This window comes from Bacillus xiapuensis (assembly GCF_002797355.1).
GTDB classification, from domain to species: Bacteria; Bacillota; Bacilli; order Bacillales; family Domibacillaceae; genus Bacillus_CE; species Bacillus_CE xiapuensis.
Genome location: NZ_KZ454939.1, coordinates 1,201,813 through 1,213,653, shown reverse-complemented (window position 1 = coordinate 1,213,653; position 11,841 = coordinate 1,201,813). Strand labels below are relative to the sequence as shown.

Annotated in this window: 10 protein-coding genes; all 10 read right to left on the bottom strand. The window is 45.9% G+C overall.

Annotated features, from left to right (window positions below):
- Nucleotides 1-319: 319 nt before the first annotated feature.
- The gene (locus CEF20_RS06095; protein ID WP_100330969.1) at nucleotides 320-1,045 is read right to left on the bottom strand and encodes a GntR family transcriptional regulator; all 726 of its coding nucleotides are present in this window, start codon (nucleotides 1,043-1,045) and stop codon (nucleotides 320-322) included.
- Between the two features lie 179 nt (nucleotides 1,046-1,224).
- Nucleotides 1,225-3,573 (bottom strand): DNA translocase FtsK, encoded by a 2,349-nt coding sequence (locus CEF20_RS06090; protein WP_100330968.1) that lies wholly within the window; start codon nucleotides 3,571-3,573, stop codon nucleotides 1,225-1,227.
- A 103-nt stretch (nucleotides 3,574-3,676) separates the two neighbouring features.
- A complete protein-coding gene (locus tag CEF20_RS06085) occupies nucleotides 3,677-3,880 on the bottom strand; it encodes a YlzJ-like family protein (protein ID WP_100330967.1) in 204 nt (67 codons plus the stop codon).
- Complete coding sequence (locus CEF20_RS06080; RefSeq protein WP_100330966.1) at nucleotides 3,877-4,632, bottom strand: ClpP family protease; 756 nt, start codon at nucleotides 4,630-4,632, stop codon at nucleotides 3,877-3,879. Before CEF20_RS06080 ends, CEF20_RS06085 begins: the two co-directional genes overlap by 4 nt.
- A gap of 180 nt (nucleotides 4,633-4,812) precedes the next feature.
- Nucleotides 4,813-6,480, bottom strand: coding sequence for a ribonuclease J (locus tag CEF20_RS06075; RefSeq protein WP_100330965.1), 1,668 nt, complete (start codon nucleotides 6,478-6,480; stop codon nucleotides 4,813-4,815).
- Between the two features lie 344 nt (nucleotides 6,481-6,824).
- Entirely contained in the window at nucleotides 6,825-7,688 is an 864-nt protein-coding gene (gene dapA, locus CEF20_RS06065) for a 4-hydroxy-tetrahydrodipicolinate synthase (protein ID WP_100330963.1), read from the bottom strand.
- 26 nt (nucleotides 7,689-7,714) lie between these two features.
- Entirely contained in the window at nucleotides 7,715-8,956 is a 1,242-nt protein-coding gene (gene dapG / locus CEF20_RS06060) for an aspartate kinase (protein WP_100330962.1), read from the bottom strand.
- A gap of 40 nt (nucleotides 8,957-8,996) precedes the next feature.
- Complete coding sequence (gene asd / locus CEF20_RS06055) at nucleotides 8,997-10,049, bottom strand: aspartate-semialdehyde dehydrogenase (protein ID WP_100330961.1); 1,053 nt, start codon at nucleotides 10,047-10,049, stop codon at nucleotides 8,997-8,999.
- 279 nt (nucleotides 10,050-10,328) lie between these two features.
- Nucleotides 10,329-10,928, bottom strand: a complete 600-nt coding sequence (locus tag CEF20_RS06050; RefSeq protein WP_100330960.1) for a dipicolinate synthase subunit B — start codon at nucleotides 10,926-10,928, stop codon at nucleotides 10,329-10,331.
- Nucleotides 10,929-10,943: 15 nt separating this feature from the next.
- Nucleotides 10,944-11,828, bottom strand: coding sequence for a dipicolinic acid synthetase subunit A (gene dpaA / locus CEF20_RS06045; protein ID WP_100332013.1), 885 nt, complete (start codon nucleotides 11,826-11,828; stop codon nucleotides 10,944-10,946).
- Nucleotides 11,829-11,841: the final 13 nt, after the last annotated feature.

Here is an 11,841-nt window from a genome sequence, read left to right as displayed (position 1 = left end):
ACGCTGAGCTCTCTTTGGAAAGAGAGTTTCAGCGGCTTTTTCCCATCTGTTCTTAACAAAAAAACGCCCGCGGACGGACGGCTTTTCTCATTTTCTGCTCGGCATAACACGGTAGGCGTCCGCATAGATTTTATGTAAAGTGACCTTCAAGCAGCGGAGTTTTCTTCATCCCCGCTGCTTGAAAAGAAGAACCCAGACTAACCCGCCGCAGCGTTCTGCTGCAGCGCCTTTAGATGCCTCGTTCTCCCGCTTCGGCTTTCGTTGCTGACGCCGTCCTTAAAGGAAGAGACCGAAAGGCATTTTACAGCGGGATAAAAGACTAGATCCGTTTTCTCATCACATGAAATCTAAACTTATCCGCCTTAAAATAATTCATTGAATAGAGAATGGGAACGTCCGAATCATCAAAATGAAGCTGCTTTAATAATAACAAAGCGGTTTCCGGATCACACTGCAAAATCGGCGACACCTTTTCATGAAAGCCGAATGGTTCAATATGCGCGACCGCATAAGAAATTTTCCGGTTTCCAATACGGTCTAACACGGAAAATAGCGATTCATCGTCGTAATTGTATTCCTTTGGAAAGAGCTTGACTGGAATTTTATCCAGACAATAAACGACGGGCTCCCCATTAGCTGTACGAACTCTTTCAATAATGATAATGTCCTCATCCGGTTCACTGCCAAACCGCTTCATATCCTCCTCTGTCGGGCTTTCGATGTTGGAGCTTAAAAAGATCGTACCCGGCTCCATCCCTGCTTGAATAATCATATCCGTAACGCTTGATAATTGTTCGATTCCCGAGGTAAACAGCGGCTTGGCATTAACAAAGGTGCCGACCCCATGCCTTCGGGTGATCACATTTTCCTCTTCCAGAATGCGCAAAGCTTCCCTTAATGTCGCCCGGCTGACTCCGAGCTGTTTGGCCAGTTCGAATTCTGAGGGGAGCTTTTCTTTTCCCTTGTACACTCCCGCTTCTATATCCCGCTTCAAGCGATCGATGATCTGTAAATATAGATGTCTATTATCTGACTTGATCGTCATGTAACCACCTGCTTTCCTGTGACGTCTGATGACAATTGTAATGATAGGTATTATATTCCCTTTTAATACAGTTTGAAAAGATGATTTCAGATTGATCATCCGGCAGTCAAATAAAGTGAGTCTGCATTTAGGATAACCAAAAGCCGACTGCTAGCTGCTGCTTTCAGCCGGCCCTTGTTTTATGGAGACTGTTCCTCTGACGGTTTAGAAATCAGCACATTTCTCGGCTTGCTGCCTTCATAGGGACCCACTACCCCGCGAAGCTCCATTTCATCAATCAGCCTTGCCGCCCGGCTGTAGCCGATGCGGAATCGGCGCTGAAGCATCGAAACGGATGCTGTCTGCATTTCAGCTACAAGATGAACAGCTTCATCATATAATTCATCTTCCACTTCATCCTTCGTCTCCGGCACATCTTCAGGAATCATACTCTCCTGATATTGCGCTTTCTGCTGGGAGATGACAAAGTTCACTACATCCTCCACTTCTTCATCAGATAAGAAGGCCCCCTGTATTCGCACGGGTTTGGAAGAGCCTACCGGATGGAAGAGCATATCCCCGCGTCCTAACAGCTTTTCGGCTCCGCCCATGTCAAGGATCGTTCTTGAATCAGTCATCGAAGAAACAGCAAAAGCAACTCTCGATGGGATATTAGCTTTGATCACACCCGTGATGACATCAACGGACGGGCGCTGTGTGGCAATGATGAGATGAATGCCGGCCGCCCGAGCCATCTGAGCTAATCGCGTAATCGAATCTTCCACATCTTTAGACGCAACCATCATCAAGTCAGCCAGCTCATCCACAATCACGACGATATATGGAAGAAGCGGCTGTTTTTCTCCCGTTGCTGCATTATGGCGCTTAATATGTTCATTATAGCCTTCGATATTTCTTGTTCCGCTATGGGAGAATAGATCATAGCGCCGCTCCATTTCACCGACGACCTTCTTTAAGGCCTGGGAGGCTTTTTTTGGATCTGTAACAACGGGTGCCAGCAGATGGGGAATACCGTTATATACATTCAATTCCACCATTTTAGGGTCGATCATCATCATTTTCACTTCATGAGGCTTCGCTCTCATCAAAATGCTGGTAATAATTCCGTTGATGCAAACACTTTTGCCGCTGCCCGTTGCTCCTGCAACGAGTAAATGCGGCATTTTATTTAATTCCGTTGAAACCGCTTCTCCCGTAATATCGCGGCCGAAAGCAATCAGCAGCTTCGATTCTGGCTTTTTATGGGCATTGGCTTCCACGACTTCCCGCAGGGACACAACGGCCACCTCCGAATTGGGCACTTCAATGCCGATGGCCGATTTGCCCGGGATGGGTGCCTCCATCCGAATATCTTTGGCAGCAAGAGCCAATGCCAAATCGTCACTTAAGCTAACAATCTTGCTTACCTTTACGCCCACGTCCGGGTGAACTTCATATTTTGTAACAGCAGGCCCAAGATGAACCTGAGTGACCTTGGCCTTTACACCAAAGCTTTGGAACGTTCTTTCAAGCTTGGCGGCATTCGCATGAATTTGCTGGTATTCCCTGCTTTGATCTGTTTGCTTCGGCCTTTTCAGCAATTTAAGCGGCGGCAGCTGATAATCTTTATTTTCCACTTCAGTAAAGGAGATTGCCGGCGCATCTTCCTCTTTTCCCCCCGCTTTTGCAGCTGATTTTTTGCCAGGCTCCGCTGGCTCTTTGTCCGCATGCGGTTCCTCTGTATATGCCCGTTCCGAAAAGCTTGAAATAATTGGATCGGAATGGTCAAACTCCTCTTCCTCGCTTGCCGCCGAAGACGAGGACACCCCCTTGATCTTGACGGTGCGATCAGCTGCTTCATCTTTCTCCGCTTGTTTGCGGGCGCGGGTTTGCCTCTCGCTTTGCCAGTCCTTTAAATCTTGCCGGAAGGCTCGCCATTGCTTTTGAATGTTTTTCTTGACAGCGGCAGACAGTTGACTGAATAATTCTCCCGCCGATTTTCCCGTTATTAAAATTAAACCGATCATTATGAGAACAAAGCTTAGAATTCGGGTGCCTAACGTATCAAATAAAAAATGCGAGACAGAAAACAAAACCGCTCCAATCATCCCGCCTCCGAGATCGCTCGTTAAGCGAGCCCCTTCCTTCACTTCCAGCCAATACAGCTTCCACGTATTGACCAAAACGCTAGGTTCGGCAAATAAACGGCCATTTCCTAACAGCTCAAACAGCTTTACGTGGCTTAATAGCAACAGGCTGATGACAACAATATACACGCCCGCCTGCCTGCGCTGAAATAGAAGCGGTCTTTCCCGTTTAACCATTATGTAGGTACCGTATAGGATGGTTCCGATAAACCCCAGCATATACCATTGGCCGAAAAAAAAGCGAAAAAAATAAACAAATGCTTTTCCTACTGCTCCTAGCTGAATGATTCCTATTAGACTCAAAGCAATTAATATTATGCCGATAAGTTCAAGCTTTAATGCCTCTTTTATTTGCGGCGATTTCTTAGTCCGTCTAGACGATTTCTTTCTTTTTCGAGTCATGGCCAACCACCTACTCCATAGATTATTACATAAAAGTAAGAAAGCAGCCGCTTTGGCTGCTTTCTTTATTATAGCATATTTGTTCGCATCCTTCTAATACTGTTTAACGAGAAATCATGCTTCCGGGTGTAAGGGAGTCGTTCAAATAATGAGATGGATCGGTGCTGACGATTCGAATGACCCGATATTGGTGATCGGCGCGCTCCGCATAAAGAGGAATGCCATTCCAGGAGATCAGCTCGAGTTCCTCCGATGTAAAATCATGCGGGAAAATATGTTCTTGAGGCATCGTGGTATATAAAATCATTGGATCATCTTGCTTTCTGTTTCATTCTCTTGAATGAATTTATTCAGTTTTTTCATCGCCTCGCCAATTCCTCCGACTTCATTGATCAAACCGTAGTTGACCGCATCTTTACCAACCACATTCGTACCGATATCTCTCGTTAAATTGCCTTTCGCCAGCATTAAATCTCTAAACGCTTGCTCTTGAATGCCCGAATGTCTGGTGACAAATTTAACGACGCGTTCCTGCATTTTATCTAAATACTCAAAGCTTTGAGGAACGCCGATGACCAATCCAGTTAAGCGAATAGGATGAATCGTCATTGTAGCGGTTTCAGCAATAAAGCTGTAGTCGCAAGAGACTGCAATCGGCACACCAATGGAATGGCCGCCGCCGAGCACGATAGAAACGGTCGGTTTCGATAAAGATGCGAGCATTTCGGAAATGGCAAGCCCTGCTTCCACATCCCCGCCAACCGTGTTTAAGATCACAAGCAGCCCTTTAATATCAGGATTTTGCTCAATGGCTACAATTTGCGGAATCACATGTTCATACTTGGTCGTTTTATTTTGGGGAGGTAGCTGCAAATGCCCTTCAATTTGACCGATAATGGTCAAACAATGAACGGATGTATCCTTAGCCATTTGCGGAACGTTCGTTTGGCCAAGCTGCTGAATCTTTTCCATTAAAGCGGATTCTGTTTTTTCCTGTGTTTCTTTAGGCTCCGCTCCAGCCTCCATTCTCTTTCTATCCTGATCCGTATCCAACTCCATCTGCTCCTTTCATTCTTGAATAAGAATATCTTTCTCATTTTTTCTGAATTTATCCTTTCAAGGCTGCGAAGACAGAAAAAAAGAGCCCTGGGGCTCTTTTCAATCCTCTTATGGCGCCATTCTCACTCCCTCTGCTGGGAAGGGCATGAGCACTGAGGCCAAGAATGGTTTTTTATGATTTTATACTTCCATGATTATTGGCAGGATCATTGGGCGGCGTTTTGTTCTTTCAAATAAAAATGTATTAAGCTGGTCTCTGACATCCTGTTTAATGCTGGCCCATTCAAACGATTCACCAGCCATATTCTTTTCGACAATGTCAGTGACCAGCTTAGTGGATTCATCCATTAATTTTTCGGATTCCCTCACATAGACAAAGCCGCGAGATATAATTTCTGGACCGGAGACTATTTTCTTTGCTTTTTTGCTTAATGTAATCACTACTATAAAGATGCCATCTTGAGAAAGCAGCTTCCGGTCCCGCAAAACGATATTGCCGACATCTCCTACGCCAATGCCGTCAATCAGCACATTTCCAGCTGAAACCTTTGAAGTGACGCGAAGCTTATTGTTCTTATACTCGATGACGTCTCCTTTTTCGGGAATATAAATATTCTCTTCTGGCACGCCTGTCTGCACAGCTAGTTTCGCATGAGATTTCAGCATGCGGTACTCCCCTTGAATTGGAACAAAGAAACGCGGTTTCATGATGTTCAGCATAAACTTCAAATCTTCCTGAAAGCCGTGTCCCGATACATGAACTTTGCGGTCCCCTGTTAATACGGTCGCTCCGGCGCGGTAAAGAAGATTGACGGTTTTAGCCATCAGAAGCTCCAATCCAGGGGATGGCGTCGCCGTCAGCAACACGGTATCGTTTTGTTTGATTTTGACATGCTTATTCGCCCCTTTGGCCATCTTCTGCAATGCTTCGATTGGCTCGCCCTGAACACCTGTCGTTAAAATGACCACTTTGTGATCCGGGTATTCAGAGATTTCCTGCAGGCTAATTAGCACATCCTCTTTGACATTTAAATAGCCCAGCTTGATGGCAATATCATTGACGCGCTGCAAGCTTCTTCCGCTGATTGCCACTTTCCGGCCGTTTTCATAAGCGGCATCAAATACTTGCTGAATGCGGACAAGATTGGAAGCAAAGGAAGCTACAATCACCCGCCCTTTCGCCGAATGAAACGCATCGGATAACTGGCCAGCAACCACAGATTCAGACGTTGTATGTCCGGGGCGCTCTGCTTCCGTTGAATCAGACAACAGCATAAAGACACCATTGCGGCCTAACTGAGCCATCTTGCCGATGTCCGGTTCATAAAAGCCTTTAGCCGCCTGATCAAATTTAAATTCTCCGGTATGAACAATCGCCCCTTCTGAAGTTAAAATCGCAACACCGAGTGAATCAGGAATGCTGTGCGTTGTACGGAAGAATGTGACATCCACCCCTTCAAACCGAAGCTTGGAATCCGAATGAACGGTGTAGTACTTCACTTCATCTTTAACGTTTTCTTCACGCAAGCGCATCTTCGCCAAAGCAATCGTCAGTTTCGTTCCATACACCGGCGCTTTTACTTTCTTCAGCACATAGCCTAAAGCTCCAATCGCGTCTTCATGTCCATGAGTAAGAAAAATTCCTTTTACGCGCTCTTTATTTTCGATTAAATAAGAAATATCGGGAATGACCGTATCGATCCCGAGCATTTCGTTTTCCGGGAACATCAATCCCGCATCAACCACAAAGATCTCCTGGTCAACTTCGATGACCGTCATATTCTTTCCAATTTCACCTACTCCGCCAAGCGGAATCACTTTAATTATTTCGTTTTTCTTCTTACCCAATTTATAATTCCTCCTATATACAAGACCAGCCCGTCCCATACCAATAGTTTTATTATAATGGATGAAGGAAAGTAAAGCCAATACATTCTTCTGTCCGGCGGAACATCGCTATGTATTCCCGCAATCATGAGGCGGGGATAACAGGTTTTCAACTAATAATAAAAGCCGAACTATTATTCAGAACTCTAATGGAGAGCTTCGTAATAGTTCGGCTTTATCGTTTTTCATATTTAATTAAAACACAAGATTTGGCTTTCATGTCAGCAAATTTAGTTATGCCCCAGCCTCATGCATCAAGATTATTTATTCTAGTTATTCCTGCAGCTTTTGTGCAAACGGGATGATTAGAGCAGTTTCAGTAAGCGGGCTCTCTCGGCTTCTGTCAAAGGAACGAGCGGCAAGCGAACCGATCCCATATCCATTCCTTTGATTTGCAGAGCTGTTTTGACCGGCACCGGACTTGGCGCAGCAAACAATCCTCTCATCAGAGGCAGCAGCTCTTGATGAATCTTCGCTGCTTGCTGAATATTGCCTTCAAGGAAAGCTGTGACCATTTGCTGCATTTCCTTTCCGGCAATGTGAGAAGCGACCGATACGACTCCATCTCCGCCGACAGACAATACGGGAAGAGTCAGCCCATCGTCCCCGCAATAAACAAGGAAATCATTCGCCGTTTTTGCAATGATTTCCGTCACCGCATCTATATCCCCGCTGGCTTCTTTCACAGCGACAATATTGTCGATTTCAGACAATTGAATGATCGTTTCCGGCGCAATATTCACCCCTGCACGTCCCGGAATATTGTAAAGCATCACCGGCAGTGAAGTAGCAAGAGCAGCTGTTTTGAAATGCTGGTAAATCCCTTCTTGATTCGGCTTATTATAATACGGGGCAACGAGCATAATCGCGTCCACACCGGCTTCTTCCGCTTTCTTTGTCAGCTCAATTGTGCTCTTTGTATTATTGCTGCCTGTACCGGCAATAACCGGTACTCGTCCAGCTGCCGCTGTAACTGTATGTTTAAATAAAGCGATCTTCTCTTCGGAAGTCAGCGTAGGGGACTCCCCTGTTGTGCCGGCTACAACGATTGAATCTGTTCCATTTTCGATTAAGTAATCAACCAGTTGCGTAATTTTCCCAAAATCAATATTCCCTTTTGAATCAAAAGGGGTTACCATCGCGGTAGAGACCCGACCAAATGAAGCCATGCTTTCTCCTCCTCTTTCTAAGCGGCTTATTTCTTAAATTCATATTCAAAATGTTCTTCATGCAAATGAAATGCATCATGCAGGGCATTAACGGCTGTGGTTAACTCTTCGTTCTTGACAAGCACCCAGATCGTAGTATGGCTGTCTGCTGACTGCAGGATGCGCACTCCTTTATCAGCAAGCGCATGAACAATCGTCGAGGTTACTCCAGGCACGCCAGTCATGCCGGCTCCAACTACCGAAACCTTGGCACATCCCTTTTCAATTTCTGGTTCGTATCCTAAGCTTCGCAACACCTCTCGGGCGTGCTCTGCCATTTTCCCATTCACAGTATAGACGACACCAGTAGGAGAAATATTGATGAAATCAACTGAGATGTGCTCATTCGCCATCGCTTTAAATACTTCCGCCTGCAAATTATAGTGGTCCTTTTTCGCATGCACTTTGATTTGGGCTACATCCGCTACGTGAGCAATTCCCGTCACTAAACGTTCGCGAATATCGGACCCTTTGTTTTGCTTAGCTAGTGACGTCACTAGCGTTCCTACACCATCTGAATACGTGGAACGGATGCGGATAGGCACCTTCGCCTGCATCGCAATCTCCACCGCTCGCGGATGGATGACTTTTGCCCCCTGATAAGCCATATTGCACACTTCGTTATAGGTCACAACAGCCAGCGGGCGGGCTTTATCGGCAATTCTAGGGTCAGCCGTCATAATCCCTTCCACATCCGTAAAGATATCGACCCACTCCGCTCCCAAAGCCGCACCTAAAGCGGCCGCTGATGTGTCGCTTCCGCCGCGGCCGATTGTTGTCACATCTCCCGCCTTATTGGCTCCTTGGAAACCAGCAACGACAACCACATCATGGGTTTCGAGTTCGCTTAGCAGTCTAGTGCATTTCATTTCCAGTATTTTCGCGTTCGTATGTTCGCTGTTTGTCATAAATCCCGCCTGGGCGCCATTTAAGGCGCAAGCGGAGATTCCATTATCCAGCAGCATATTTGCAAAAACGAGACTGGAAATAATCTCTCCACAAGAAAGAAGCATATCCTGCTCTCTTGCAGTCAGCTTCATTTCTTCCCCGTTCACTAGTGACAACAGCGTGTCGGTCGCATACGGCTCGCCTTTACGGCCCATAGCGGAGACCACGACAACGACCTTGTACCCCTCTTTCATTGCTTTTTCAATATGACGTTTGGCATTTAATCGCGATTGCTGATCGCGGACAGATGTTCCGCCAAATTTTTGTACGATGATTTTCATTATTTACACCTCTACCTGTCCTTGGTGAACGTTAGGCTTTTTATTTCGCCTGAACAAGGCCCATTTCAATTAATGTTTCTGCAATCTGAACGGAGTTCCAAGCCGCTCCTTTTAATAGGTTATCAGAAACGACCCACATATGAAAACCTGCATCTTCATCCAGATCTTTACGGATGCGTCCGACAAACACATCGTTTTTGCCTACGCAATTCGCTGGCATTGGATATACTTGCTCGGAAGGATTGTCTTCAAGCACAATTCCAGGCGCTTCTTTTAATTGCTCCTGAATATCTGAAGCATTTAAGCCCTGCTTTTCCACTTCAAAATAGACGGACTCTGAATGTCCTGTCGCCACCGGAAGACGGACGCAAGTAGCTGCCACATGCAATTGAGGCATATGCATGATTTTCTTCGTTTCATTAATCATTTTCATTTCTTCGAATGTATAGCCATTCTCCTCGAACTTATCGATTTGCGGAATTGCGTTAAAAGCAATCTGATAATGCTTCTTGCCGCTGCCCACCGGCAGAATTCCCGGTTCATAATTCTCCCCGTTGATGATTGCTTTCGTCTGCTCATTCAGTTCTTCAACCGCTTTCGCTCCTGCTCCGGATACAGCCTGATACGTAGAGACGATGATCTTCTTCAAGCCGAACGCCCGGCGAAGAGGCTCGAGCGCCGCCACCATTTGGATGGTGGAACAGTTTGGATTGGCGATAATTCCCCGGTGCTCTCTTAAATCTTCTTTGTTGACCTCCGGCACGACTAGCGGAACGCTTGGATCCATACGAAAGGCGCTCGTATTATCTATCACGATGGCTCCGCGCTCAGCTGCTTCAGGAGCCAGCGTTTTAGAAACACTACCGCCCGCACTAAACAAAGCGATATCCACCCCGTCAAAGCTTTCCGGCTTTGCTTCCTGAACGATCACTTCATTCCCTTTAAAAGAAATTGCTTTCCCGGCGGAACGAGCCGATGACAGCAATGTAAGTTGACTGATTGGAAAATCTCTCTTCTCTAATGTTTTTAACATCTGTTGGCCGACAGCACCTGTTGCGCCAACTACTGCTACGTGAAATCCTTTATTATTCATTACTTCTTCCCCTTTCCATTCACCGATATTACCTTGAGGTATGTAACGTGTTTTCTAATAATATAAAATAGTAAAAAGAGTGTAATAACACTTTTTAATAGCTACTATTTTAACATATTCATGTTTGAAAAGAAGAGCAAATTGTCCGGTTCCGTGAAAACTTTGCAGAAAGTATTGGCAACAGGCTAATGGCACATAAGGCATAAGAATGGTGTGAGCGGAGACCGTGCTTTCAAAGTCCCGCTCTTTTATTATCCTCATATAAAGTCAAGAAGACTTTTAAGTTTCCTCTCGAAATTTCTCAATAATGACAGGCTGCAGCTGTTTTCCGGCTAAAGCCGCCTCAACTGTGTCGGTTAAACGGTCCATGCTGGCCACCATAGAATTCGGCTTTTGATGCGGATTATCTTGGCCGAACGGAACAAAATAAATATTCTTTGTAGCCAGCAATTTCATGATGTTCTGTCCGTTTAAACCGAGTGCGTCATTCGTTGAGATGCCTAGAACGACCGGCCTGTGAGTCCGCATCGTTGCTTTAGCTGCCATCAATACGGGAGAATCCGTCAGGGCATTGGCCAGCTTGCTTAAGGAGTTTCCTGTTATTGGCGCAACGACCATGCAATCAAGCGGCATCTTCGGTCCGAGCGGCTCTGCGCTTTCAATGGAATCAATGACCTTTCTGGCGGTTGCTTCTTCAATTTTCTCCACCCATTCACCCGGTTTGCCAAAGCGAGTGCCGGTATTCTTCACTGTTGCTGTGACGATAGGAATAACATCAGCTCCCATATGAACAAGCTTCTCAATTTGAGGAAAAATCTCGCTGTACGTGCAATGCGAACCCGTAATGCCAAAGCCAATTCTCTTTCCCTGCAAGGTCATGATCGTTTTCCCCTTTCATTTGGAATCTTCTGTTTTCAGCAGCTCTGCCAGCACTCCCGCTAAAATTTGTCCAGCCGTTTTCGGAGCAACTAACCCCGGAAGCCCTAAAGCTAAAATCGCTTTGATGCCCCTTTTCTCCGCGTATTCAAAGTCCGTGCCTCCCGGCTTTGAAGCCAGATCAAGGATGAGTGTATGCGGCTGCATTCTTGCAATTGCAGGAGCTGTGATCACTAATGTAGGGACCGTATTAATCATGATATCAGCGGACTCTGCTTCTTCAGCCAATCTTGAAATATGAAAGGGCTCAAGTCCCATTTCAACCGCACGCGCCAAGTGTTCACTCTTTCTTGCACCGACCTTCACCTTTGCTCCTAAATTCTTAAATGTTCTGGCCACACTCATCCCTACTCTTCCCATGCCGATCACAGCTACAGTTGAACCGTGAATGGTGAAATCTGTATGTTGAATCGCCAACATCACCGCACCTTCGGCTGTTGGAATTGAATTGTAGATAGCGACATCATCCCGATCGAACAGCCGGATGAGGCGCCGCTCTGTTTGTTCGGCCAGCTGAGTCAATGCAGACGGGCTGATACCGGTAAAGATCGTACAATGCTCAGGGGTTCTTTCTATTATCTCTTTCGTCAAACGCAAATCATGATTTGAAAAAACGGTCTCAATTTTTCCGCCAGGCTGCAATCCGGCAACCGGAAGCAAAACGGCATCTATTTCTTCAAAAGGAATATCTTCTATATTTTCTTTGACAGCTCCGGTGAAACTTTGCTCTAATTGGTCAAAACCGGCTAAATAAATTTTCGCGTCGAGCTCTGTTAATTTCCGAATAATCTCAAGCTGGCGTGCATCCCCTCCCAGCACAGCCAGTTGAAGGCCTGTAAGCATCGGCTTCACCATC

Excerpts from the sequence above, each read along its gene's own strand:
- CEF20_RS06095 (WP_100330969.1), bottom strand. The coding sequence starts at position 1,045 with ATGACGATCAAGTCAGATAATAGACATCTATATTTACAGATCATCGAT.
- CEF20_RS06090 (WP_100330968.1), bottom strand. The coding sequence starts at position 3,573 with ATGACTCGAAAAAGAAAGAAATCGTCTAGACGGACTAAGAAATCGCCG.
- CEF20_RS06085 (WP_100330967.1), bottom strand. The coding sequence starts at position 3,880 with ATGATTTTATATACCACGATGCCTCAAGAACATATTTTCCCGCATGAT.
- CEF20_RS06080 (WP_100330966.1), bottom strand. The coding sequence starts at position 4,632 with ATGGAGTTGGATACGGATCAGGATAGAAAGAGAATGGAGGCTGGAGCG.
- dapA (WP_100330963.1), bottom strand. The coding sequence starts at position 7,688 with ATGGCTTCATTTGGTCGGGTCTCTACCGCGATGGTAACCCCTTTTGAT.
- dapG (WP_100330962.1), bottom strand. The coding sequence starts at position 8,956 with ATGAAAATCATCGTACAAAAATTTGGCGGAACATCTGTCCGCGATCAG.
- asd (WP_100330961.1), bottom strand. The coding sequence starts at position 10,049 with ATGAATAATAAAGGATTTCACGTAGCAGTAGTTGGCGCAACAGGTGCT.
- CEF20_RS06050 (WP_100330960.1), bottom strand. The coding sequence starts at position 10,928 with ATGACCTTGCAGGGAAAGAGAATTGGCTTTGGCATTACGGGTTCGCAT.
- dpaA (WP_100332013.1), bottom strand. The coding sequence starts at position 11,828 with ATGCTTACAGGCCTTCAACTGGCTGTGCTGGGAGGGGATGCACGCCAG.